21 protein-coding genes and 1 tRNA gene are annotated in these 24,511 nt (G+C 37.0%); 6 read left to right on the top strand and 16 right to left on the bottom strand.

All coding sequences use genetic code 11. The annotated features are described in order from the left end of the window. Positions 1–13 precede the first annotated feature (13 nt). On the top strand, positions 14–214 hold the full coding sequence (locus tag AC0L6O_RS12405) for a hypothetical protein (RefSeq protein WP_473302743.1): 201 nt from the start codon (positions 14–16) through the stop codon (positions 212–214). A 286-nt stretch (positions 215–500) separates the two neighbouring features. Here the strand turns inward: AC0L6O_RS12405 and AC0L6O_RS12400 are convergent, their stop codons facing one another. Then, entirely contained in the window at positions 501–1,820 is a 1,320-nt protein-coding gene (locus AC0L6O_RS12400; protein WP_473302742.1) for a hypothetical protein, read from the bottom strand. 141 nt (positions 1,821–1,961) lie between these two features. Between AC0L6O_RS12400 and AC0L6O_RS12395 the strand changes: the two genes are divergently transcribed. Continuing rightward, positions 1,962–4,631: a glycosyl hydrolase 2 galactose-binding domain-containing protein gene (locus AC0L6O_RS12395; protein ID WP_473302740.1), complete on the top strand. Its 2,670-nt coding sequence runs from the start codon at positions 1,962–1,964 to the stop codon at positions 4,629–4,631. Positions 4,632–4,645: 14 nt separating this feature from the next. Here the strand turns inward: AC0L6O_RS12395 and AC0L6O_RS12390 are convergent, their stop codons facing one another. From AC0L6O_RS12390 to AC0L6O_RS12380, 3 genes are read right to left on the bottom strand one after another with little or no spacing between them, the layout of a single operon-like run. Continuing rightward, positions 4,646–5,803, bottom strand: coding sequence for a XylR family transcriptional regulator (locus AC0L6O_RS12390; protein ID WP_473302738.1), 1,158 nt, complete (start codon positions 5,801–5,803; stop codon positions 4,646–4,648). Further along, complete coding sequence (locus tag AC0L6O_RS12385) at positions 5,796–7,052, bottom strand: MFS transporter (RefSeq protein WP_473302737.1); 1,257 nt, start codon at positions 7,050–7,052, stop codon at positions 5,796–5,798. The genes AC0L6O_RS12390 and AC0L6O_RS12385 overlap by 8 nt, the downstream gene beginning before the upstream one ends. Positions 7,053–7,092: 40 nt before the next feature. Further along, a complete protein-coding gene (locus AC0L6O_RS12380) occupies positions 7,093–7,920 on the bottom strand; it encodes an ROK family protein (protein ID WP_473302735.1) in 828 nt (275 codons plus the stop codon). Positions 7,921–8,130: 210 nt separating this feature from the next. Here AC0L6O_RS12380 and AC0L6O_RS12375 point away from each other — a divergent pair, with 210 nt between their 5' ends. The 3 genes from AC0L6O_RS12375 (at position 8,131) to AC0L6O_RS12365 (ending at position 11,112) form a co-directional block, all read left to right on the top strand. Next, positions 8,131–9,831 (top strand): sulfatase family protein, encoded by a 1,701-nt coding sequence (locus tag AC0L6O_RS12375; RefSeq protein ID WP_473302733.1) that lies wholly within the window; start codon positions 8,131–8,133, stop codon positions 9,829–9,831. Between the two features lie 173 nt (positions 9,832–10,004). Continuing rightward, positions 10,005–10,553, top strand: coding sequence for a hypothetical protein (locus tag AC0L6O_RS12370; protein WP_473302731.1), 549 nt, complete (start codon positions 10,005–10,007; stop codon positions 10,551–10,553). A 10-nt stretch (positions 10,554–10,563) separates the two neighbouring features. Continuing rightward, on the top strand, positions 10,564–11,112 hold the full coding sequence (locus tag AC0L6O_RS12365) for a hypothetical protein (RefSeq protein WP_473302729.1): 549 nt from the start codon (positions 10,564–10,566) through the stop codon (positions 11,110–11,112). Between the two features lie 62 nt (positions 11,113–11,174). Here the strand turns inward: AC0L6O_RS12365 and AC0L6O_RS12360 are convergent, their stop codons facing one another. The 7 genes from AC0L6O_RS12360 to AC0L6O_RS12330 all read right to left on the bottom strand — a co-directional run bounded on the left by AC0L6O_RS12360 (position 11,175) and on the right by AC0L6O_RS12330 (position 19,748). After that, a complete protein-coding gene (locus tag AC0L6O_RS12360; RefSeq protein ID WP_473302728.1) occupies positions 11,175–12,536 on the bottom strand; it encodes a glycoside hydrolase family 28 protein in 1,362 nt (453 codons plus the stop codon). A gap of 41 nt (positions 12,537–12,577) precedes the next feature. Continuing rightward, entirely contained in the window at positions 12,578–14,263 is a 1,686-nt protein-coding gene (gene menD / locus AC0L6O_RS12355) for a 2-succinyl-5-enolpyruvyl-6-hydroxy-3-cyclohexene-1-carboxylic-acid synthase (RefSeq protein ID WP_473302726.1), read from the bottom strand. Positions 14,264–14,271: 8 nt separating this feature from the next. After that, positions 14,272–15,135 (bottom strand): sigma-70 family RNA polymerase sigma factor, encoded by an 864-nt coding sequence (locus AC0L6O_RS12350; RefSeq protein ID WP_473302724.1) that lies wholly within the window; start codon positions 15,133–15,135, stop codon positions 14,272–14,274. A 90-nt stretch (positions 15,136–15,225) separates the two neighbouring features. Further along, a complete protein-coding gene (gene pnp / locus AC0L6O_RS12345) occupies positions 15,226–17,364 on the bottom strand; it encodes a polyribonucleotide nucleotidyltransferase (RefSeq protein WP_473302722.1) in 2,139 nt (712 codons plus the stop codon). 133 nt (positions 17,365–17,497) lie between these two features. Beyond that, positions 17,498–17,773 carry a 30S ribosomal protein S15 gene (gene rpsO, locus AC0L6O_RS12340; RefSeq protein ID WP_111369983.1) on the bottom strand — a complete coding sequence of 92 codons (276 nt, stop codon included), beginning with the start codon at positions 17,771–17,773 and terminating at the stop codon, positions 17,498–17,500. Between the two features lie 64 nt (positions 17,774–17,837). Continuing rightward, the gene (locus AC0L6O_RS12335; RefSeq protein WP_473302720.1) at positions 17,838–19,328 is read right to left on the bottom strand and encodes an LptF/LptG family permease; all 1,491 of its coding nucleotides are present in this window, start codon (positions 19,326–19,328) and stop codon (positions 17,838–17,840) included. Positions 19,329–19,370: 42 nt separating this feature from the next. Further along, positions 19,371–19,748, bottom strand: a complete 378-nt coding sequence (locus AC0L6O_RS12330; protein ID WP_341225154.1) for an START-like domain-containing protein — start codon at positions 19,746–19,748, stop codon at positions 19,371–19,373. 147 nt (positions 19,749–19,895) lie between these two features. On the opposite strand from AC0L6O_RS12330, the gene AC0L6O_RS12325 reads away from it, so the two are divergent. Continuing rightward, positions 19,896–19,969: transfer RNA gene (locus AC0L6O_RS12325), tRNA-Met, on the top strand. Between the two features lie 35 nt (positions 19,970–20,004). On the opposite strand, the gene holA is transcribed toward AC0L6O_RS12325, so the two are convergent. From holA to AC0L6O_RS12300, 5 genes are read right to left on the bottom strand one after another with little or no spacing between them, the layout of a single operon-like run. Next, entirely contained in the window at positions 20,005–21,024 is a 1,020-nt protein-coding gene (gene holA, locus AC0L6O_RS12320; RefSeq protein ID WP_473302719.1) for a DNA polymerase III subunit delta, read from the bottom strand. A gap of 2 nt (positions 21,025–21,026) precedes the next feature. After that, on the bottom strand, positions 21,027–21,626 hold the full coding sequence (locus AC0L6O_RS12315) for an acyl carrier protein phosphodiesterase (protein WP_473302718.1): 600 nt from the start codon (positions 21,624–21,626) through the stop codon (positions 21,027–21,029). Beyond that, positions 21,623–22,093 (bottom strand): deoxycytidylate deaminase, encoded by a 471-nt coding sequence (locus AC0L6O_RS12310; RefSeq protein WP_473302717.1) that lies wholly within the window; start codon positions 22,091–22,093, stop codon positions 21,623–21,625. Before AC0L6O_RS12310 ends, AC0L6O_RS12315 begins: the two co-directional genes overlap by 4 nt. Positions 22,094–22,105: 12 nt before the next feature. Further along, entirely contained in the window at positions 22,106–23,359 is a 1,254-nt protein-coding gene (locus AC0L6O_RS12305) for a M43 family zinc metalloprotease (RefSeq protein WP_473302715.1), read from the bottom strand. After that, positions 23,343–24,287 carry a PhoH family protein gene (locus AC0L6O_RS12300; RefSeq protein WP_473302714.1) on the bottom strand — a complete coding sequence of 315 codons (945 nt, stop codon included), beginning with the start codon at positions 24,285–24,287 and terminating at the stop codon, positions 23,343–23,345. Before AC0L6O_RS12300 ends, AC0L6O_RS12305 begins: the two co-directional genes overlap by 17 nt. Positions 24,288–24,511: the final 224 nt, after the last annotated feature.

The following is a 24,511-nucleotide window of genomic DNA, read 5'->3' as shown; positions in this document are numbered from 1 at the left end:
AAATACACAAGAAATGACACCGTCACGTCCAGCATATTTAATTGATAAACTCATCAAAAACAATATCTCTAAGGAGGAATTGAAAGAGTTGCTGGCCAATATTGGAGATACAGAAATGTCTGAAGAATATGCCGAAGTACTTGAAAAATATTTCAATCAACTTCTGGCTGAGAATATTACTAAAAAGTTTATTAACGACGAACTTCCAGAATAAACTTTTCAAACATGTCTCTCACATTATTAATTTAATCTGACCACCCTCCAATTAAAGCAGCATTAAGCCCCCAAATAAATAAGCTAGAGACCCGTAAAGATGTAAAAATACATTCTTACGGGTCTTTTATTTATAGAGGAAAATAGTACTTAAAACACGTCATCTAAACTTTGAAAGGTGTTTAATATATAAAGCGATAATATCTTTTTATTAGGGCTTATCCCCCATCTAATATTTGCTGTATGAAAATCTGTCTTAAATAAAATCAGGCTTTAAGCCATAATGTTTATTCAGATTTCACACTTGTTTCCACCTTTCCAAATCTCTTTTGAGAATGATCTAATTCCCCATGCGTATTTATAGCAACAACGGCCAGTAGGGCAATCAAAATGGTGACGCCAATAAGTCCGTAAAACCAACTTTTCACATTAATCATACTAAGCTGATTTGTATTGCTATTATCAAAAGAGACCGCAGCTCTGTTGATGAGTAAAACAATGACAACAAAATTGACCAAATAGAGGTATTGCTCTATCCGATAAGTACTCAGAAATGCTCCAGTGATAAGCCAAGAAAAGACAATATAAATGGCAAAAAGACCTACAAAGAAAATCTTGATTTCTGCGTACGGAAACTTGCCTGAATTTAAAGCTTTAATTCTTCTATAAGATAGCACCGAAAAGGCTAAAATCAAGACTAAAGAAAACCACAGAGTAATATTGACTCCTAAACTCAAATTTGAAAAATTGACTTTTTCAAGCATAGAACCGATACGGTCAGACGTAAAAGATTGTTGCCAAACTATAAATGGAATAAGCAACGATACACCTAATAATGATAGCAATTCAGTATTCCCAAGTTCCTCTTCTTCATTTGTTTCCCATGTAGCTGTAAAAGCTCCATAAGACATGCCTAGTCCACCAAAAAAGCCCAAGGAGTACTCCATTACATTCCAGAAATTAAAATCTATTTCTGATACACGACCTAACACATGAAGAAAATTACCAAAGGCGAAGCCAAAACCACCACCTAAACTAGCAAAAACCGCAACTCGCAATGGTGCATACTGCTTATTTCTGATGAGATGTGTACTAAGTGCAACAGCTAATCCGAAACAAATAGCCCAATGTTCTGCTCTTGGCGGTGTCATATTCCAGCCAAACTGTTCTATCATGAAAAAATAGAAAATAAGGCCACTTACCACCATTTCCACAATCAACCTAGGCCACTCTACCTTCGTTTTTTTAGGATTTAGAAGTGCAAAACCGAAAAATCCACCGCCTATAAAGCCATAAAGACCACCAATGACGAATAGCATCGATAGACCATAAAAGACATTAATAAAATCATTAGCACGTCCATAACCCACCACCATTCCGTAACTCATCATTCCTCCTAAACCCCAGCCTACAGCTCCAGCAAGTGTAACAGAGAAAGCTTTAGAAAGCCAATCTTCTCGTTTGGCTACCAACAAAATGCTTAAAGAACCAATAGCTCCTGCCCAGGCTGCACCTTGCTCATGTCCAAATTGACCTCGAATAGCCCATGCCGTTCCTAAGGACATGCCCACTAAAAGCATACTAAACCACAATTTCTTATCTTTCATCTGCTATAAATATTTACTAGTTTCCTATTCTTAATACTAGTTGACGTCGACTTTAGGCTATTCCCAAATTAAAAAAGCAGATTCAAATAGCCCATTGATAGTAGTTTAGAGTAATCTTCTATATTGCTATATACAATCATCATGAAAAATACACTTCGTTCACTTTCTCTACTCCTAATTAGTTTTGCCATTTTCAGTTGTAGTTCCAATAAAAAAATTGGGGAAACGATATTGAATCAAGGCTGGACTATAGCACCCACTACTGAAATATCAGCTAATGGCGAAACACTATCTTCAAGTACCATTGATGTAGAAAAGTGGACTAAAACTACCGTGCCTAATACCGTAATGGGAGCCTTGGTGGATGCTGGCAAATATCCTGATATTTTCATGGGTGATAATTTGGCTAAAGTGCCATCAAAACAATTTGAATCATCATGGTGGTTTAGAAACTTGTTTAACTTGGATGACTTTGACAATAAAACGGAACATTTAAAGCTGCTGATTGACGGGATAAACTATAGAGCCAATTTCTGGTTAAACGGTAAAGAAATAGCCCATAAAGACTCTCTATTTGGAGCATTTAGACAGTTTGAATTAGATATTTCTGGACAAGCTAAATCAGGTGAGAACATACTTTTAGTAGAAATATTCCCACCACAAGTACGCGATTTCTATATGGGTTTTGTAGACTGGGCTCCTACTCCACCGGACCATTACATGGGTATTTTCAGAGAAATAAGACTAAAACGCTCTGGAAAAGTATCTATTGATGCCAGCTTTGTGGCACCAGATGTAAACACCTCCGATTTAAGTAAAGCCTCTGTAACTATAAGTACAGAAGTTAGTAACCACAGCGATGAAATTAAAAAAGTAGAACTGCATGGTACAATTGAAAACATCTCGTTCAAAAAAGTATTAACACTTCAGCCGCATGAAAAAACTGAAATAAAGTTTAGTCCAGAAGAATTTGAACAACTAAACATAAGCAATCCGAGGCTTTGGTGGCCAAACGGACTTGGAGAGCCAAATATGTATGCTTTAGAAATGAAATTGACCGACAATGTCGTAACGCAAGATGTAGAAAACACCAAATTTGGCATTCGAAAAATAGAGACATATCTGAACGATAAAAATGTTCGTGGATATAAAGTAAATGGTAGAGAAGTACTCATAAAAAGCGGCGGCTGGGTAGATGATTTATTCCTAAGATACATGCCTGAAAAAGATGCTGCACAAATTAGGTATGTGAAAGAAATGAATCTAAACTCTCTTCGGTTTGAAGGAGTTTGGGGTAACAATCAGCACATCTATGACCTATGTGATGAAAATGGCATACTGTTAATGGTGGGCTGGAGCTGTCAGTGGGAATGGCCTGATTACCTTGGCGAAGTATTGGAGAAAAGCGAAGGCGACGAAAACTTGCCAATAAATGAAGATGTGGCCAAATATGGTGTCAAACTTAGCCCTGATGAAGAAACCTTACTATCAGACTATTTTAGAGACCAAGTAAAATGGCTACGAAATCACCCTAGTATATTTACTTGGGCAGGTGGAAGCGATGCCATGCCAGCACCTTCATTAGAGAAAAGGTACTTACAAACCTTAGAGCAATACGACCCAACAAGACCATTTTTGGTATCTGCAGGTGATTTTGACAGTGACCTTACCGGAAAATCTGGAATGAAAATGAATGGGCCTTACGAATATGTACCACCCGTATATTGGTACGAGGACAAAGAGCTCGGTGGAGCTTATGGCTTTAATTCTGAGGTTGGTCCTGGGCCACAAATCCCTCCTATTGATGCTATTAAGAAGATGATACCCGCAGATAAACTCTGGCCTGCAGAAAACGAAATCTGGAACTTCCATTCTGGACGAAAAGATTTCAATACCATGGGCGTTTATCTCAAAGCTCTTTATGCCAAACTTGGCGAACCAAAAGACCTTGAAGACCTTGCTTTTAAGGCACAGATAATGAATTATGAGGCCATTAGACCAATGTTTGAGTCGCATGTAATGAATAGACCTACCTCAACGGGTGTGGTGCAATGGATGTTAAACTCGCCATGGCCAGAATTCTATTGGCAGCTGTATGATTATTATTTAATGCCAACAGGAGCTTATTATGGCACCAAAAAGGCTGCAAATCCAGTGTCTGTTATGTATAATTATTTTGACCAGACTATACACCTGAGTAATGATACCCAAACGGATGTGCAAAATGTCACGGCTGATGTGAAACTTTTTGACTCAAATTCTAAAGTGGTTTTTGAAAAAACTATCACTGCAGATTTGGCTACTAATAGTACTTTAAACGCCCTCAAAATCCCTGAACTTGAAGGTGAAAATCAAGTGTATTTTTTAGATTTAAAACTTAAAAATGAATCAGGAGAACTGATTGCAGATAATTTCTATTGGCTGGCTACGAAAGGTGATGAAATGGACTGGAATCAGCGTTACTGGTTTTATACGCCGCAAAAGCAATATGCAGATTTCCGTGCACTTAATAATTTGACAAAAACTGAAATTGAAGCATCAAAAGAAGTTTCCATTATAGGAGATGAATATGAGGTAACGCTCAAACTAACAAACCCAAGCGATGATATTGCATTCTTTATAGAAGCTGAATTAATCAATGCTGATTCGCAAAGGGCTGTAACCCCAGTTTTTTGGTCAGACAATTATATATCTATTTTGCCAAAAGAAAGCAAAACGATAACGGTGAAATGCTATAAGAAGGACACTGGAGACAAAGAACCTAAAGTTAAAATCAAAGGATACAATCTGGAAAAAGTTATAGTCAAATAGGCTTTGACAAAGTATTAAGCCAAAAATTGAGTCCGATATTCGCTGGGAGTACAACCTTTGATTTGCTTAAATTGTCTTGCAATATTCTTGGTATCTGAAAAACCCAAGTCAAGAGCAATCTCAAAAACGCTTAAATCCGTTTCAAGCAATTTCTGGCTCAATTTCTCTATTCTCAAATTAAAGATGTATTTATAAACAGGGTAACCCGTCATAGCTAAAAAACGCTTTTCAAGAGCTCTTCTTGACAATGGAACCTGCCTTACAATATCATCTACCTGTAATTTCTTATCTATATTCTGATGAATATACATTAAGGAGGTAGCTATATGTTTATCGTTTGTAGAGTATATATCGGTTGATTGTCGCGTTATAACCTGTGTTGGTTTTACTATAATGTCATAGTGTTCTGCTATGTCATTTTCCATCATTCGGTGTAAAAGCCTCGCTGTATCATACCCACCTTTTTCTGTGTCTTGCCCAATACTAGAAAGTGGTGGATCGGAAAATGAACAAATCATTTCGTCATTATCAACCCCTAAAACAGCTACTTCTTCCGGAATTCTAATACCCGAATGACGACAAGCCTCTGTAATATGCTGTCCTTGATTATCATCACAGGCCATGAGTGCAATAGGTTTTGGTAGAGACTTGAGCCATTGACTTAGTGAACTAGGCTTGTAGTACCAAACTTCAGAAGAACGAGCCATGGCATGCTCAAAATAGTGCACTTTATGACCGCTTTTAACCACTTTTTCTTCAAAACCCTCAGCTCGCTCTCTTGACCAAACAATATCTTTAAAGCCATAAAAGGCAAAGTTTTTGAAACCCTTTTTTAGGAAATAATCGGCACCCATAATGCCCGCCTCTTTGTGTGCCCCTGTTATATTAGGAATTTCCTCAAATCGCTCCTTAAAATCTTGGGCAATAACTGGAATTCCAGCTTCTATAAACTTCTCGATACCAGGCTCGTTATAAAGCTGGCCGATGATGCCATTTGCCCCCCACTCTTTTGCCCACTCTAAAATGCCATCTAAGCCAATGGTTTCTCTCTGAAAAAGCGGCATTCGACAAAAAATCCATTGACCATTTTCTTTAGAATATTTAGCAATTCCTCTTAAAAGGTCTTTACTATATTCCTCAGCAAAATCAATCAATAGAATAATTTTATACATGAAAGAGTTCTTTCCAGTTTTTAATGGTTGAATTATTTACCAAAGGTTTGGCCCAAAAGCCAATACTTAAGATATAACCTAAAGTTACCAACAAAAATAACATAGCCATACGTAATCCAACAAGTTCGCCCAAACCGCCAATAATTAAAGGCACAAAGGCTCCTCCAGCAATTCCAGTACAAAGAATGCCTGACAAAGTACCATGGTGCTTAGCTACAGAATTAAGTGCCAACGACACAACAATAGACCACATGACAGAAGCAAAGAATCCAGTTAGTGGAAAACAAACCAATGCCCAATTAAGTGGCCCGAATAAGCCTAAAAGCAAAGCAATAATAGCACCTGAACTAAAGAATATCAACACTTTACGGCTATCAAAAATCTTTAGAAGTAAAAGGCCTAAAAAACAACCGATTGTGAGTAAACCCCAAAAATATGAAATAACACTGGCTCCCAAAGTAGCCGGATCTACACCATGATATTCTTGAAGAAATTTTGAGGTCCAATTTGCTATTCCTTGTTCAGTACCCACATAGCAAAAAATACCTATAAAAAACAAAATCACTTTTTTGTCTTTCAACAATTCACGAAAAGCCTTTCCTGTATCAATTCGCTCATCATCTGCCAACTCCACCTCTGGGAATTTTATGAATTTTATAATTAAAATCATCAATAATGCGATAATGGCAAATACCCAGTATAAAGAGATCCAAGTTAAATCTGGTGGCACTATCTTATTCATAGTTTCAATGATAAAATTGCTTGATTCTCCTGCATGTACATTTTTCACGAAATAAGAATAAAGCATAGGACTAAGAAAAGACGCTCCACCAAAAAACAACTGAGCCATAACCGAATTAAATGCAAAATTAACTCCGCCGCCAGCAACTCGTAAAAGTGGATTAATTACCACTTGAAGCATGGCCATACCTGTGCCTATAATGAATAAAGAGAGTAATGCCACAGGAAAAATAGGGACTAAAGCAAAAAACAAGGCTCCTATAAAAGCTAGAAAGAATGCCAACAACAGCACCTTCTTTTCCTTATATTTTTCAACCAAAACACCTGCAGGTATAGAGGCAACACCATAAGAAACAAAAAACGAAAAAGGTAGAAATCCTGCTAAACCAAGGCCAAGGTCAAAACTATTTAGAATATCAGGTATAATGGGTCCAAGAATATTACTCAGAAAAGAAATTACAAAAAATATAAAGAAGATAAGGACGACGATAAATGTGTTTTTTTGCATTCTGTTTTGAGCTTGATTTAAAGAGATTCAAAAAGTCTGATTACCTACTCAGTGCGGCAGCACCTAATAGAGCAATGTTCTCGTTATTAGATTTTAATATTTTAATGTTTTTCAAAGATTCTGGGAATTCAAAATCTTTTAAGCCTTCATGCATGGTATTTTCAAAAAATGAAAAGGCATGACTGATAGAGCCTCCTAATACTACCACTTCTGGGTCATAAGTGTACATGACAGCCTGAATTGCCGCCCCTAGATGCATTCCAAATTCAGCATAGGCGTCCAGTGCCCACTTATTACCATCTTGAGATGCTATAAATACCTCGCGTGCATTAAATCCGAAATTCCGCTCAAAAAATGAGCTACCTAGATAGTATTCGTAGTTTTTTTCAAGGTATTTCAAAAGCCCAATCTCACCTGCACCAGTATTGAAACCTTTATAGAGCTTATTATCAATGATTATTCCTGCCCCAAGACCAGTGCCAAGAGTTAGTCCTACTGCAGTATTGTAGCCCTTAGCTTGACCAAAAAGATGTTCACCAAGCGTAAAACAATTAACATCGTTATTGACAAAAGTCGGTAGATGAAATTCATCTTCAAGAATATCTTTTAAAGCCACTTTTTCCCAAGAGGGAATATTGGTCACATTATACACTATTCCTCTTTCTGTGTCTACTACAGATGGAACCCCAATCCCAATCTGATTGATATTCTTAGAAACATGCGGCCTTATTAGATCCTTTATTTGTTTCAGTGTGGAAGACAAGGAATCTTTTTGGAGCAAAAGGGCTGTATTCTGCTCAAGAATTAAACCTTCACTTGCTATTCCAACTTTTATTTTAGTCCCCCCTAAGTCAACCCCTATATTCATGGTCAAATTATTAGATTAGCAAAGTATTTCAAATCAAAACCCAACTGTATTACTTCGATTTTAATAAAAACTACTACTAGAAAATGTAAAACTTAAGAATCTCTTTCCATTGTTTAGTTCTTTAGCGAACATTATCCACAACCCGCTTTGTCTATAATTCGTATTTCTCGTAATTGCCAGCTTTAAAATCAACCTATTACTCTTTACAAAATGAAATACCTGAAAATTGCCCGTAAGGGAATCTTCCTTTTTGTTGGGCTAAGTACCGTCTTATTTACTTTTTCTTGTGAATCGGAAAAGAAGACAGAGAAACCAAACATTGTTTTTATAATGTCTGATGACCACGCCTATCAGGCAATATCAGCCTATGACAATAAACTAATAGAGACACCAAATATTGACAGAATTGCCCAGAAAGGAATGTTGTTTACCAATGCCAGTGTTACTAACTCTATCTGTGCACCTTCTAGAGCCACAATATTGACAGGTAAGCACTCACACATGAATGGAAAAGTAGATAATGTCAATCCTTTTGACACTACCAATGTCACTTTCCCACAATTATTGCAGGGTGCCGGATATCAAACTGCCATGTTTGGAAAACTTCATTTTGGCAACAATCCAAAAGGTTTTGACGAGTTTAAAATACTACCTGGTCAAGGAGACTATTACAATCCTGATTTCATCACTAAAAAGGAAGGTAAGGTTACCGTAAAAGGTTATGTAACGGATATCACTACTGATATGACGCTAGACTGGCTAGATAAAGAAAGAGAGGAAGAAAAACCGTTTATGCTCATGTATCTGCATAAAGCTCCGCACCGTTCATGGTTTATGGCAGAGCGTCATATGGAAGAATTTACCAACAAAACTTTCCCAGAGCCTGCCACACTTTTTGACAGCCATGAAGGTATGCCAGCAGCAAAGGCAGCCGAAATGAACATTAGTGGAAATATGGGTTGGGCTTATGATTTAAAGATATATCCTGAAACTATGGATGAAATAGGTTTAGAAGAAATGAGTTCCTTTGACAAATCGGGTTTTGACCGTTATTATAACCGACTAGATTCTTCTCAGAAGGTCAATTTTGACTTATTTTATAAAAAGAGAAGTACTGATTTAAAAGAACGTTATCCGTCAATGACTAAGGAAGATTTAACCAAATGGCGATATCAAGTTTATCTGCAAGACTATTTAGGTACCATAAAGTCTGTAGATGAGAATGTGGGGCGTGTCTTAGATTATTTAGAAGAAAACAACCTGATGGATAACACCATCATTGTTTATACGTCTGATCAAGGCTTTTACTTAGGTGAGCATGGTTGGTTTGACAAGCGTTTTGTTTATGACGAGAGTTTTAAAACACCTCTTTTGGTCTCATGGCCTAATCGGGTAAAAGCAGGTAGCGTATCTGATGAATTGGTTCAAAACCTTGATTTTGCTCAGACCTTCCTTGATGTAGCTGGTGTAGAACAACCAGCCGAAATGCAAGGAAAAAGTATGGTACCCGTATTAACTGGTGATACAGAAAACTGGGATAGAGATGCGGTTTATTATCATTATTACGAGCACCCGTCAGAGCATAATGTAAATCGACATTATGCTGCCGTAACCAAAGATTATAAGCTTATTCATTATTACTTTGACTTAGATTATTGGGAGCTAATTGATAGAAAAAAAGACCCATTAGAGCAGCATAATTATTATGACGACCCAGCCTACGCTGACATCCAGAAGGAAATGCATGCCAAATTAGATGAACTTAGGGAGCAATACGGCGACAATGAAACTATTAGTCAGAAATACATTGACGATTTTATGCCTCGAGCTAAAGCTGGTAATTCTTTTGGCGTTTCTGACGAAATCCTGAAAGGCATTGTGGACAAGTGGGAGAAATCGAAAGCTAAGTAATGTTCGTTTTAAACCTTTTCTGAAGAGCCACGGAATGAAGAATCAATTTGTGGCTCTTTTTCTTTGCCTGAGCAAGACGAAGCAGTGTGAAGATTAAGTTTATTCTAAATATTTAGTATTTCTAAACCAACTTTTTTTAGCTTTTCAGCATCTTACTAAAAATGAATACACGCATGAAAGCATTAATTCTCCTATTCTTAGGAATCCTATCTATTTCATCTTTACATGCTCAAGAAGAGGTAGCTAAATATAAACCTACTCAAGTTTTAAGTTTACAGCCAATAGTCATTGGACCTTATGCCCAAGAAGGCGTAATGGGCATTGGTGTTTCTTATGAAAAAGAAATTAGTAATAAAATGGCTTGGCAGCTCCCCGTTCAGTATTTCTTTGAAGGAATTGGCTATGAAGGTTTTGGCATCTCTCCTACGCTTAAACTATATCCTTTTGGAATGGATAGAACAGTAACTTGGAGCTTGGGGCCGGGTTTGCGTTATTCTTTGCTCAAAGATGTTTACTATTATTATTCTCATGACAACTTCTACAGTTCTGCTCGCTATGACAATACTGAGTATGAAAGTGTTTTCGGCTTTGAACTTCAAAGTGGTTTAGGAATCAATATTGAGCGTTTTAATTTTGGTATTAACTCATCTTTAGGGCTTAATTATACGCAAGGAGTCACGGGAACGTTTATTAATACCATGTCTGTGGGAATTAGATTTTAAATAAAAAAACATGAAATCAATAATTGTATTATTAGGAATCCTTTCTACTTCGGCTTTATATGCTCAGGAGGAAGTGGCTAAAGAAAAACCAACTCAAATTTTAAGTTTACAACCTATTGTGATTGGAGCTTATTCTGAAAGTAGCGTTATGGGAATTGGTGTTTCTTACGAAAGAGAGATTAGTAATAAAATGGCTTGGCAGCTACCTGCTCAATACTATTTTGAGGCAAATGGTTATGAAGGCTTTGGGATCTCCCCCACGCTTAAATTATATCCTTTCGGAATGGATAGAACGGTAACTTGGAGTGTTGGACCTGCCTTGAGATATTCTTACGTAAAAGACGACTACTATTATTACTATTATGACAGTTACTACGACCCAGAAAGAGTTGACATGGAAAATGACTTTGAGAGCGTATTCGGTTTTGAGGTTCAGAGTGGCTTAGGAATCAATATTGACCGTTTTAACTTTGGTATAAATTCCTCGATAGGGCTTAATTATACGCAGGGAGTAACGGGAACGTTTATTAATACCATGACCATAGGTATGAAGTTTTAACAGAATTCTTTCAAATATTTAATGTAGCCATCTAGGAAACTAGATGGCTTTTTTTGTTTCTATTATTTGACAGAAACGGACTTTACATTTTCTGTAATAAGCCATTCCCTTGCGTCTTTATCTTCTGTAGTGATGCTACAGTTTATAAACTTCACTTCATCAGTGTGTCTTATGAAAAAGCCATGAGCGTTGGTATTGCCAAAATAACTTCCTTCAGGATATTTTCCGTCGTATTCCATCACCGTCTGATTAGTTTCTGAAATACCACCTTTCAGTTTTAAATGAACGTTTTCAAAACTAACATTCTGAATATTATGCCCTTTTACGCCAGTAATTATGGACGGGTACTGCTGCGTAAAATTGTCTCCTGTGATGTTTTTGAAACTTATGTTTGATATGCTACCTATTCGTGGATTTCGTACAGGAACAGTTCTTTTTCTATCTGCTAAGAGCAAAAAGAATGCTTGCCCGCAATTAGAAATGGTACAATCTTCAAAATTTAGATTGTCAATTACCGCACCGTCCATAGACTCAATGGTGATGGCCGAGTTTTGATAGGCATTTTTCATTTCTAAACCAGAAACTTGGAAGTTCATAAAACTGCCTAAACCATCCGTACCGAGTTTGAAACAATTTCCTGCTCTTACATTAAGCTTATCAATTTTACAATCTTTTACTACCACGTTTTTAACGCCAAATTCACTTCCGCTTTTAAAGCAAATTCCATCATCTTCTGAGCTTATGTCACAGTTTTCAATCAAAACATTATGACAATCTACAATGTCAATACCATCTCTATTTGGTGTTAAATTACCTGTGTGCACATAAACGCCAGAAATAACAACGCTGTCACATTCTATGTAAACTTGGGTCCAACAGGCTGGATTTATCATACGAATTCCTGCCACTTGAATATTTTTAGAAGCAACAAAAGCTAAAATGGAAGGTCTGTCTTTCTCTGTTCCCAGTTCTTTTACATTCATCCAAGGCTCATAAAAACCCTGTCCGTCAATGGTCCCTTTACCGTAAATGGTGACATTTTCAACGTGATTTCCATAAATTAACCTCCGTTGGCAATCTTGCAACATTCTATTTGGATAAACTGTTTCTATCAAATGATGCGGATAAACAGACTCTTCATCAGACATCATACCCAAAATAGTGGCACTTTCGGCTATCGCCAAATTCATATCACTTCCTAAAACCAACTGCCCTGTTAAAAACTTACCTTCTTTAAAAACTACAGTTCCACCAGTACCAGCACATTGGTTTATGGCTTTTTGAATAGCTACTTGGTCATTGGTTACTCCATCTCCTACGGCTCCAAAATCTTTAACATCGAAAATTTTAAGAGATTGGGCGTTTGATTGGTTACTAAAGAAGAAGGCTGATAAGAGCGTTAATAGTTGTGTAAGTTTGAACATTTTATATTTCGTTAAGGGTGAGATTGATTATAAAAAGGGTCTTAGAAAAACGCTTTAAAGGCCTTTACATTATTATCATAGTCCGTAAAAATCTCCAAAATACATTTCTCTTTCATTTGAAAGAATTCTGAAACGCTAGATTCTACTTGAGACTCATCTTTAATGCTTAAATAGACTAAACCATATTCTTGAGCTAGTAAATCTGCTTTGTTTGGTTGTTCCGTTCGGAAAAAGTCTTGGAAGGCATCTTGTTTCTTTGGCCCGTCAATCATTTTGAAGATAATGCCTCCAGCATTATTTAAGATGATAATTTTAAGATTATTAGGCAAATACCTATTCCAAAGAGCATTTTTATCGTACTGAAAGCTCAAATCTCCCAAAATACAATAAACAGTTTTATCTGTGGCTAATGCCTGCCCTACTGCGGTACTTAAAGAGCCGTCTATGCCGCTGGTTCCTCTATTACAGTAAAGTAATAAACTCGGGTCTGTATAAGCTTGTAAAGCGTTCAAATAGCGTATACTCATACTGTTTCCGGAATGGATGATGCTGTGAGCAGGAATTTGTTCCAGAATAGTTTTCAGAATATGAAACTCTGAGAAAACAGGCTTAGAAAAAAAGGTATTCATGGCCTCCGTAGCCCTATTTTCTAAATCATTCCAAGCTTTTTGATAAGCTACATCAATTTCTACAGCCGAACTCTCAGAAACTTGTTTTAAAAAGTACTGTGGTTCTACTTCTACTTTCTTTGTCAAGGACCTAAAAGGGTCTATGAAAGCTGGATTTTCCTGAATATGCCAGTGTTCTTTAATATCGCCATTGCGTAACATCAATTTTAATGACTTTGATATCACCGACATATCCGTACTAATTAGAAAGTCAGGTACTAATACATTCTTTTCCGCATTTTTCAAGAATTGGTCATGATTTTGGATAGCTCCATCCGTATTGGCAATGTTATCTGCCACTAAAACAAAACCAAACTTTTCTGCAAAGTCTTTTGCTCTCGACTTTACATATTCATTATGCTGTTGCCCTATTACCAAAAGTCGCTTTGGATACTTTTCTAAAGCTGATTTAAAAGAAGCTAAATCAACAGTTTGAGTAGTTTCTTTTTGCTCTATAATGCCCCATTCTTCTTGAATATCGTTGACCGTTTCAGGATAAAATGGCTCACGAATTGGAATATTGATATGAACTGGCCCTAATGGTTGGCTTTGGCAGCTATTTAAAGCATCATTGCTGATTTTAGCTGCTGCTTCAATGTCTTCTATATTTTGGTTTGGAGACCATGAAAAAGTATTTTTTACATGTTTCCCATAAAGGTTTTCCTGAAAAATAGTTTGTCCATCATATTGATGTACCCATTCAGGCGGTCTGTCGGCTGTTAAAACTAATAATGGAATTTCTTGGAAGTAAGCTTCCGCCACAGCCGGAGCAAAATTTAATGCAGCTGTACCAGAGGTACAAATGATAATACTGGTTTTACCGGTTTGCAAAGCCATTCCTAAAGCTATATAGCCAGCCGAACGCTCATCAGAAATGCTGTAGCAGTTAAGTCCTTTTTGCTGGGTAAATGCCACGGTAAGGGCAGCATTTCTGCTTCCTGGGCATATAATTACATTTTCTACGCCTTTATGAAGGCATAAGCGAGCAAGCTGCTGGAAAGGTTCTAGTCGGGTCATAAAAAAAGGCACTCGGTTAGGAGTGCCTTCAAATTTAGCCAATAAATATTTTAACCCAAATAGGCTTTTAAAGCTTTACTTCTAGAAGTCTGTCTTAAACGTCTGATGGCCTTCTCTTTGATTTGACGAACACGCTCACGAGTTAAATTGAATTTTTCTCCAATTTCCTCTAGCGTCATCGCTTGCTCTCCATTCAGTCCGAAATAATACATAATTACTTCTGCTTCTCTCTGCGTAAGTGTAGAAAGAGCTCTTAAAACCTCTCTTCTTAGAGAATCTGCCATTAAATCAGAATCTGGCTTTTGCTCACCGTCATTCTCCAAAACATCCAAAAGGCTATTTTCTTCCCCTTGAACAAACGGAGCATCCACGGATACGTGTCTACCAGAAATCTTCATGGTATCTACCACTTCTTTAGCAGTAATCTCTAAAACTTCAGCTAATTCTTCAGGAGATGGCTCTCTTTCGAAGTGTTGCTCTAATTCAGAGTACTTCTTAGAAATTTTGTTCAATGAACCTACTCGGTTCAAAGGCAAACGAACAATACGAGACTGTTCTGCCAAAGCTTGAAGGATAGACTGACGAATCCACCATACAGCGTACGAAATAAATTTGAAACCTCTTGTTTCATCGAATCTTTGGGCTGCTTTTATTAAGCCTAAGTTACCTTCATTGATCAAATCTCCTAGTGAAAGGCCTTGATTTTGGTACTGTTTTGCCACTGAGACAACGAAACGTAAGTTTGCTTTTGTAAGCCTTTCGAGAGACAGCTGATCACCTTCACGAATTTTCTGAGCCAAGGTTACCTCTTCATCAGGGGTAAGCAAGTCCACTTTACCAATCTCTTGTAAGTACTTATCAAGAGATTGACTCTCGCGATTGGTAATCTGTTTACTGATTTTTAGTTGTCTCATATTGCTTTATTTGTTTCGATCCTGCTTAAAATACTTAGCGAACAATAAAAGAACAACACATGTTGTCCTTTTATTGTTCGCTTAATTCTGTTATTTAGATGCTGGTCTTTCAGGTCTAGGAAGTAAAACCTTTCTAGAAAGTCTGAATTTACCAGTTTTTCTATCTACTTCAGTCAATTTGATTTGAACGATTTCGCCCGATTCAAAAACACCATCCATAGATTCAAGGCGTTCCCAAGAAATCTCAGAAATGTGTAATAGACCTTCCTTACCAGGTAAGAACTCTAAAAATGCACCAAATGGCTGAATAGACTTAACTTTTGCATCATAAACAGTTCCTACTTCAGGAACAGCTACTATACCTTTAATTCTATTGACAGCATCGTTCATGCTATCTCCGCTTGTAGCGAAAATAGAAATAACACCTTGGTTACCTACTTCTTCAATATTGATAGTAGCACCAGTTTCACGCTGCATTTCTTGAATAACTTTTCCACCAGGTCCAATAATTGCACCAATGAACTCTCTATCGATAGTCATTTTGTGTGCTCTTGGAGCGTGAGACTTCATCTCTGTTCTCACTGTTGGAAGAGCTGCAGTCATTTTACCTAAAATATGTAGTCTACCTTCTTTGGCTTGTTCCAAAGCTTTCTCTACTATCTCAAACGATAAACCTTCTACTTTAATATCCATTTGACAAGCTACTATACCTTTTTCAGTACCTGTAACTTTAAAGTCCATGTCTCCTAAATGATCTTCATCACCTAAGATGTCAGATAACACAGCCCATTTTCCAGACTCAGAATCTGTGATAAGACCCATTGCTATTCCTGAAACAGGAGCTTTAATAGGAATACCAGCATCCATTAATGATAAACAACCTGCACAAACAGTAGCCATAGACGAAGAACCGTTAGATTCTAAGATGTCTGACACTATTCTTACTGTGTATGGGTTTTCTTCTTCAGATGGCATCACTTTAGCAAGCGAACGCTGAGCCAAGTTACCATGACCAATTTCTCTTCTAGAAGCTCCTCTGTTAGGTTTTACTTCACCTGTAGAAAAACCTGGGAAGTTATAATGTAGGTAAAACTTAGAGTAACCATTGAACATAGGTTGGTCAATAAGCTGCTCATCTAATTTTGTTCCTACCGTAGTAGTAGAAAGAGATTGTGTCTCTCCTCTTGTAAACAAAGCAGAACCGTGAGCACCAGGAAGGTAATCAACCTCACACTCAATTGGTCTAATCTCTGTCAATTGCCTTCCGTCTAAACGCTTACGCTCATTAAGAACTAAGTCTCTAGATGCCTTATATTTTACACTTGAGAAGTATTTACGAACTAAACCTAAGTCAGTCTCGTCATCTTCGTTTTCTTCGAATTTAGCTAGATAAGCATCAAGAATAGCTGCATAGCCTTCTTTTCTACCATCTTTTCCAGAACCTTTTGCTCCAACAGCGTAAACCTCATCATAAAGGTCTGCTATTACTTTAGCTTCTAAAGCTTCGTCGTTAGTTTCGTGAGAATATTCTCTTTTAGTAGTAGAACCAACTGCTGCTTCTAATGCTTTTTGAGATGCACAATGTAACTTAATAGCTTCGTGACCTACTTTAATAGCTTCAATCATTTCAAGCTCAGAAACTTCGTCAGCTTCCCCTTCTACCATGTTGATATTTTCGGCAGTACCGGCAATAATCAAGTCAAGGCTAGCTCCAGCAATAAGTGATTTATCAGGATTGATAACATACTCACCATTGATTTTAGCCACTCTCACTTCTGAAACTGGACCATTAAATGGAATATCTGAAACGGCTAGTGCTGCAGAAGCTGCTAATGCTGCAAGTGCATCAGGAGAAACTTCTGGGTCCGAAGATATCATCGAGATCATTACTTGAACGTCTGCGTGATAATCTTTCGGGAAAATTGGGCGTAAAGCCCTATCAACTAATCTACAAATTAAAATTTCGTTATCTGAAAGTCTTCCTTCTCTTCTTTGGAAACTACCAGGGATTTTACCGGCCGCGGCAAATTTCTCTTGATAATCAACTGATAATGGAAGAAAGTCAACGCCTTCTTTAGCCTCAGTTCTTGCTACTACTGTAGCCAATAACATGGCGTTACCACAACGTAAAACTACGGAACCGTCTGCTTGACGAGCTAGTTTCCCAGTTTCAATCGTGATGTCTTTACTACCCGGTACTTGGATAGTTTGTGAATGTACTTTAAACATCTATTAATTTTTATATCGCATTTTCCGCTTTCTGATGCGATTATTTTATCCTATTCTTATTCCGCGGGGATACATAACACGTTTTAAAACAAAAATGGGGAACTCCATCAAATGAAGCCCCCTTTTCTTTCTATTACTTACGAATTCCTAATTCAGCAATGATAGCTCTGTAACGAGTAATATCTTTTTTCATTAGATATTTTAACAAGCTACGACGCTTACCTACTAATTTTAACAGGCCTAATTGCGTTGAGTAATCTTTTTTATGCTTTTTCAGATGCTCAGTTAAATGAGCAATTCTGTAAGTGAATAATGCGATTTGTGATTCTGCTGAACCTGTATCGCTGTCTTTCTTTTGGAAGCCTTTTGAAGAGAATATCTCTTGCTTCTTCTCCGAAGTTAAATACATAAGATGTTAACCTAGATTTATGGTAATAAATAAAACAGCTGCAAAAGTACAAAAAATACTTTTATTACACTGATTCGGCTGCATTTATTTTACTTTTCTTAAAGTTGAAATAGGGTTTAATTTTGTCCCAAAATTGACTGTAAATATCGGTGTCAAAAAGTCGAGCATCTTTGGTAGCTTTACTCAGTAAATAAATGCCTATGGTCAATAACACAGCTATGGGCGTCCAAACGGCTACAAAAACCGGCAATAAGCCCTCTTTGGCGTTTTTATCTGTCACTTGCATCATAACATAATAAAAGATAAAAAAGCTTATGGCTATAAGAACAGGAACTCCAAAGCCCCCTTTCTTAATAATAGTACCGAGTGATGCTCCTATTAAAAACATGGCCAAACAAGCCATGGCATAAGTATAATTATGCCACCTTTCCACATCAGCACTATACATGTCTCGCCTTTTTGAGGTGAGCATTGCAAAATTGGTACTCATCTGGCTTTTATAACTTCGAGCAGAAGATTTAGCTACCGACCAAATTTCATTTATTCTATCGCCTTCCTCTAAAAGTTTTATTTTCTCATCTACCCAAGGGCCTGGAGCGATATATTTTGCCGTGCTATCGCCTGTTAAAGAATCAATATCATATTTGACAGGGATTTCCTTAAATTGATAGCTGCTCATATTTTTCACAGCCTTTACCTGTGTTAGGCTTTGCTTTTCAATCAATATTTTACTGGAATCAATTTGAGCTTCCAGCTCCTTCACGTTTTTCATGTAGGCATGGTACTTAAACTGATTCTCACTGGTTCTTTTTAAATCAAAAGACGCCATGGAAAAGACCATCCTATTTTTCTTAAACTTATTACGCATAAAAGGCGTATCGTTTAAAACCTGATTATTCTTTTGATTAGAATAATTATAACCGTTGTAGAGCTCCAATACCAAATAGGAATCATTATGCATCATATACATTCTTCCAGAATCGGCCGTGGTGACATTTTTATTTCCGTTTCTATCGGTATGATTGTAAATAATTAAACCCTTCATGGTTTCATTATCTGGCAGCTTTTCTTTTGCCTTAATGCTATAGCCTGGTATTTGTCTATAAAACACACCTTCCTGAATATTCAGAGCTACTTTGGTGGTTCTTACATCCCATAAAAGCGAATAGCCCTTAAGATTAGCCCATGGGGTTAGCCGGTCATTATAAAAATAAGAGAAAATAGAAATACCTATGGTGAATATAAAAACGGGTAAAATTATCCTAGAAACAGGTATACCTGCCGATTTCATAGCGGTAAGCTCTGTATGCTCGCCAAGGTTACCAAAGCTCATTAAGGAAGCCAAAAGTGTAGAAAGCGGAAGTGCTACCGGTACGGTAATTAAAGAGAAGTAGGTGAAAAGTTTCGCAAAAGTGCTTAAATCTAGGTCTTTACCTACGAAGTCTTCAAAATAAAGCATCAAAAACCTCAGCAAAAAAATAAACACCACAACAAAGGTGGTGAGTATAAATGGCCCTATAAAGTTCTTTATTACTAATTTATCTATCCTGTTCATTAAAACTATGGAGTATTCAAATCCTATTTTAGACAAAAAGTGTTAACCACCAACGATGTCTTTCAAGTCTGCTATTAAACCATCCCAAAGGTCTTGAAGTTCATCATCATCATCATTATCTGATATATCTGTAACTTCTAGATAAGTAGAGCCGTCTAGCTCTCCTAAAACGAGTTTTAGTTCTAAAGAATTGCCTTCGTCTTCTCCTTGGAAATCATAACGAGCAGATTTGTTGAGCTTCTTAGTCACTACAGCTAAATGCTTGCCTCCATCCCATTCTATCACAAAGTTATGATTAGAGTCAACAGATACTTGCGTAGCAAACCACTGCTGCAAACCTCCAGGACTACTGATATAGTTATAAATAACTTTCGGAGAGGTTTTAAAAGAGAACTCGCTGACAAACTTATGTTTTGACATATTTACACTCAGTTTTAATTTTTGACTAGTTAGCTTTTTAACCTTAAGAATACAAATTTCAATGCTTTTTTTTCAAAATGAGATTTCTTTCAAATTCTTTTTGGATCGGAAAAAATCATTTAATACATTTGCAGCCTGTTAAGAAAAGGCGGGGTAGCTCAGTTGGTTAGAGCGTCGGATTCATAACCCGGAGGTCAGGAGTTCAACTCTCCTTCCCGCTACAAAAAAAGCTTCCAATTTGGAAGCTTTTTCTTTTTTAGTATAGTACGTTATTAATCAAATCTTTGTACATATCATCGGGGACTTTAGTGCCTGTTTCTATTCCCTTAGAATGCTTATCTGCGGTTCTTAAAGCACTAATAATATTCATCAATTTCCAGACTGGGTAGTTTTGTGCAGCTTTCGTGTAGTCTTTCACAAAAAAAGGATTAACCTTTAAAATAGATGCAAGATTTGCACCTGGGTCACTTTTACTACCGTGAACCAAAAGAACTTTGGCGAAAAAATTATAAAGAATTAGTATAACTGGCTGTATAGGATGGTCTTTTGTATTGGCAGCAAAATAATTGACAATCTGAAAACTCTTACGCACATCTTTAATAGTTAAGGCTTTCTGAAGCTCAAAAACGTTATAATCTTTACTAATCCCAACGTATTTTTCAATAGCATTGCCATCAATTTCGGCTCCTGCAGGAAGATTGATGAGCATTTTCTCAATCTCCTTTACAATAGCTTCCAGATTATTCCCGATATGTTCAAAGAGTAATTGGGCTGCCTTTGGCGATATTTTATGCTTTTTCTCCTGACAAATACCCATAATAAAATCGGGCACCTGGTTGTCGTAAAGTTTTTTAGCATTAATCATTACACCTTTCTTGTCAAAAGCTTTGACAAAGGCCTTTCTGACGTCCATGGCCTTACCAAAAACCAAAACAAGGATAGTACTTTGTAGGGGCTCATTGGCATAGCTGGCCAAAAGGTTCTGAGCTTCTTTAGTTCCTATGTCTTGAATCTGCTCTGCATCTTTAACTAGCACCAGTTGTTTTTCTGCCATCATAGGAAACCTACGGGCATTATTTAAAACAGCTCCTACGGTTAATTCTTTACCAAAAAGGATAAACTCATTAAAGCCCTTTTCGTGCTCTGGAATAGCCAATTCTGCTATTTTCTTAGCTATGGCATTAGGATAGTATGATTCGGCCCCATGCAAAAAATACAGAGGCTGTAAGTTATCTGCTGAAATAGCAGCAAGTTCTTGTGATAATGATTTCGCCAAGGTTATTTATGACTTAGTATATAATTCTGACTGTACAACTGCATGATTACAAAGAATTCATTGAACTTTTGGTTCAATAAATCATAGTTTTCATGCATGAGCGGAATGCTTTTTAGCATATCTGGCCCATTTTTTATTTTATTATTTAATCCCGTAAATGCTTTCTCCAAACCATAATCAAACTCATAGGCTTTTAACCAATCATGGTGTATCATGGAATTGACAAGCAAATCTAACTTGGGTGGCATTAAACTTCTATATTTCTCTAAACTTTGGTAAACCCTTTGTCTGAAAGAATCAAATTCTTCATCAGTATAGGTAGCCCAATTTTTAATAAGAAAATGGTCAAAAAGCACATCGACCACAATAGAGGCATACTTGCCAAATTCAGGGTAGAACACTTGTTTACAGTGCTTTACTATGACATGTTGGTCTGTAAGGGTATCAATTCGCCTATGCAGTTTTATGCCAAGTTTAATGCCTTCTGAAAGGTGACTATTACGAGGATGATCTACCCTACCATGCATGAAATCTTCTAAAAGATTACCGAAAAGAATATCTTCATTATCTTCAGAAAGAAACAAGTGGGCTAGGTAATTCATGCTACATTTTGAGTGTACTTAACTACTTCTACACCAAAACTTCTCAAAAACTCAACACCTTCATCCTTTTCAATTCCTTTATATTCTGCATAAGAATTAAGGAAGAATACCTTTTTGATTTTCATAGAAAAAATTACCCTAGCACAAGCTATACATGGCGAAAGTGTAACATACATGGTAGCACCTTCTACTTTTCCACCGTTTTTAGCGGCATAGAGAATAGCATTTTGTTCGGCATGTAAAGCCAAAGAACAGCTCCCTTTAGAGTCTCGAGGACAGCCTTCAACACCAAAATCTACATCACAGTTATGCGTGCCGCTTGGTGGCCCGTTATAACCTATGGAAATAATTCTAGTCTCGCTGGTTAGTACTGCTCCTACTTGAGCTTTTACACAATGTGACCTTTTTGCTAAATTAATGGCCAGCTCCATGAAAATATCGTCAAAATCCGGTTTATCCTTATTCATAAAATCAATTCCTTAAAACATCATAACTCTCTTAACTACAGATAATCCTTCTGTTTGCATTCTTACTATTAACATGCCTGTGGGAATATCTAAATCGGCAGCCCGGACCACAGTACTGGGGTAATCTTTAAATTCCTTATACCCTACTGGCCTACCCAAAACATCATAAAAACTTAGACTAAAATCTTGGAATTTAGGTAACAGTATTTGAAAAGCTACATCGTCTTTTGTGCCTGGGTTACTAATTATTTTTAAGTCGGCCACGTCATTTGTGGGAAGTAAAAATTGGCTATTTAAAACCAAACGTCGCCTTCTTGGGCTTAATTCTAAAACTGTTCTTACCCTTGCTTTTTGGTCTTCCGTAAATACATTCATACAGGAGTCAGGCGAATAATCCATATAGTTTTCAATCATATTACGAGAAACTGTACCTGTACACCTTGAAAATACTTCTCGACATCTTTCAGAATCGTTTTCCCTTTCTGCCTGAGGGGTATCCTCACAAAAATCATCCCCACAGCGTTCGTCACCCCAAGTGTGTATCAAACCAAGCCAATGACCTATTTCGTGCGTTAAAGTTCGCCCATAAGAATATATACCCCTACTGGCAGTTCCTGTTCTTCGTCCAAAAACTTGATAATCTACAAATATACCATCTGTAGCCGCAGGTGGATCTGTTAATTCTAAGCCGTCTATAGCAGCTCCAGGAAATTCGCCAAAGCCAAGGTAAAGTCCACCTAAGTTTAAAACCCAAATATTAAGGTATTTATTGGCATCCCAATAGGACAGACTAGACACAAAACCTAAATCGGAAAAAATATTGTAAGAAGGTCTGTTTTGATAAGTTCTAGTAATTCCTGAGCTTGGATTTCCGAATTCATCTTCTTGAGCTAAGAAAAACTCAATTTCCAAATCGGCACCTTCTTCTAAGTTATTGAAGCCTGGTGTGCCTACTGCTTTTCTGAAGTCTTCGTTTAATACTTTTATTTGGCTAAAAATCTGTTGGTCTGAAATATTGGTACTTCCATCATTCCCTATTTCTCCTGAAAACTCATCATGAATTACATGAACAACCACAGGAATCTTGATAATTCCCTCCTGAATTCTAGCATTTTTAACACCTTTCCCTTTGTAGTTTTCTATAATCTTTTGCATTTGCAAATGCCTTGATTTCAACTCATCACTTGCTGTAACCCCAAGCCCACACCGCTGTGCGGAAGAAGAAAAAACCACTAAAAGGAAAAATATACTATTTATCAGCTTCATCGTAAGCTTTTAAGATGTCTACTACCAAAGGATGACGCACCACATCGCGTCCGTCTAACTCTATAAACTTAATTCCTTTGATTTTATTTAATTTTTGAATGGCATCTGCCAAACCTGATTTTTGCCTTGGTGGTAAATCTATCTGTGTTACATCGCCTGTAATAACTATTTTAGACTTCGGTCCCATTCGGGTCAAAAACATCTTTAACTGCATGGTGGTAGTGTTCTGAGCTTCGTCTAAAATGATAAAAGCATCATTTAAGGTTCTGCCACGCATGTATGCTAAAGGTGCTATCTCTATAACATTCCGTTCTAAATACTCTTTCATCTTTTCAGAATGAACCATATCATTCAATGCATCATAAATAGGCATTAAATATGGGTCAATCTTCTCTTTCAAATCGCCCGGAAGAAAACCTAGGTTCTCCCCTGCTTCTACAGCAGGTCTGGTGATTATAATCTTTTTTATCTGCTTTTCTTTTAGAGCTTTAACAGCTAATGCCACAGCAGTATATGTTTTTCCTGTCCCGGCAGGGCCCACAGCAAAAACTATATCATGCTTATAGCTCGCCTGCACCAATTTCTTCTGATTGGTAGTTTTGGCTTTTACTATTAAACCTCTGTTCCCATGAACAATTACGTCATCTGGCAAAGAAAGGCTGTCTTTAATCTCCTTTTCGTTTTCAAGATAGTTTTTTACCACGGCTGGTGTCAGCGTGCTAAATTTTTGATAATGAGCTTGTAAATCATTAAGAAAAGTCTCTAAACGGGTCACTTCTTTACTAGGACCTTTTATATGGATTTCATTCCCTCTAGAGATTATCTTACAAGTTGGGAAGAACTTAGACACTTCTTTGATGTTTCGGTTTTGAACACCTAGAAAATCTAATAATGAAACCCCTTCTAAAGCAATAATTTTTTCCGTCAAACGCCTTTATTTTTTATGTCTTTCAAAAATCAAGAAAATTATTCACAACTTCATTCATTTAGTGCACAAAAAGATAGAATACTGTTCACATTTGATTGACAAATACTTCTACGATTGCTTTTAAACGGACTTAAAAATCTAGACCTTTGTAGCACGTTTTTTAATGTCAATTTTGAGTGGTAGCATTGTACTCTGTTTACTCAAAACATGACGAAAGTATAAAA

This window comes from Arcticibacterium sp. GJ41-1, assembly GCF_055808875.1.
Note: the sequence above shows the minus strand (reverse complement) of the source record. Positions and strands in the feature narration are given on the sequence as shown.

What these genes read in the sequence shown, in the direction of transcription:
- AC0L6O_RS12390 (WP_473302738.1), bottom strand. Translation starts at nt 5,803, where the DNA reads ATGTATAAAATTATTCTATTGATTGATTTTGCTGAGGAATATAGTAAA.
- AC0L6O_RS12330 (WP_341225154.1), bottom strand. Translation starts at nt 19,748, where the DNA reads ATGTCAAAACATAAGTTTGTCAGCGAGTTCTCTTTTAAAACCTCTCCG.
- AC0L6O_RS12380 (WP_473302735.1), bottom strand. Translation starts at nt 7,920, where the DNA reads ATGAATATAGGGGTTGACTTAGGGGGGACTAAAATAAAAGTTGGAATA.
- AC0L6O_RS12400 (WP_473302742.1), bottom strand. Translation starts at nt 1,820, where the DNA reads ATGAAAGATAAGAAATTGTGGTTTAGTATGCTTTTAGTGGGCATGTCC.
- AC0L6O_RS12370 (WP_473302731.1), top strand. Translation starts at nt 10,005, where the DNA reads ATGAAAGCATTAATTCTCCTATTCTTAGGAATCCTATCTATTTCATCT.
- AC0L6O_RS12365 (WP_473302729.1), top strand. Translation starts at nt 10,564, where the DNA reads ATGAAATCAATAATTGTATTATTAGGAATCCTTTCTACTTCGGCTTTA.
- AC0L6O_RS12315 (WP_473302718.1), bottom strand. Translation starts at nt 21,626, where the DNA reads ATGAATTACCTAGCCCACTTGTTTCTTTCTGAAGATAATGAAGATATT.
- AC0L6O_RS12385 (WP_473302737.1), bottom strand. Translation starts at nt 7,052, where the DNA reads ATGCAAAAAAACACATTTATCGTCGTCCTTATCTTCTTTATATTTTTT.
- AC0L6O_RS12405 (WP_473302743.1), top strand. Translation starts at nt 14, where the DNA reads ATGACACCGTCACGTCCAGCATATTTAATTGATAAACTCATCAAAAAC.
- AC0L6O_RS12305 (WP_473302715.1), bottom strand. Translation starts at nt 23,359, where the DNA reads ATGAAGCTGATAAATAGTATATTTTTCCTTTTAGTGGTTTTTTCTTCT.
- rpsO (WP_111369983.1), bottom strand. Translation starts at nt 17,773, where the DNA reads ATGTATTTAACTTCGGAGAAGAAGCAAGAGATATTCTCTTCAAAAGGC.
- AC0L6O_RS12395 (WP_473302740.1), top strand. Translation starts at nt 1,962, where the DNA reads ATGAAAAATACACTTCGTTCACTTTCTCTACTCCTAATTAGTTTTGCC.
- AC0L6O_RS12350 (WP_473302724.1), bottom strand. Translation starts at nt 15,135, where the DNA reads ATGAGACAACTAAAAATCAGTAAACAGATTACCAATCGCGAGAGTCAA.
- AC0L6O_RS12335 (WP_473302720.1), bottom strand. Translation starts at nt 19,328, where the DNA reads ATGAACAGGATAGATAAATTAGTAATAAAGAACTTTATAGGGCCATTT.
- AC0L6O_RS12375 (WP_473302733.1), top strand. Translation starts at nt 8,131, where the DNA reads ATGAAATACCTGAAAATTGCCCGTAAGGGAATCTTCCTTTTTGTTGGG.
- AC0L6O_RS12310 (WP_473302717.1), bottom strand. Translation starts at nt 22,093, where the DNA reads ATGAATAAGGATAAACCGGATTTTGACGATATTTTCATGGAGCTGGCC.
- pnp (WP_473302722.1), bottom strand. Translation starts at nt 17,364, where the DNA reads ATGTTTAAAGTACATTCACAAACTATCCAAGTACCGGGTAGTAAAGAC.
- AC0L6O_RS12360 (WP_473302728.1), bottom strand. Translation starts at nt 12,536, where the DNA reads ATGTTCAAACTTACACAACTATTAACGCTCTTATCAGCCTTCTTCTTT.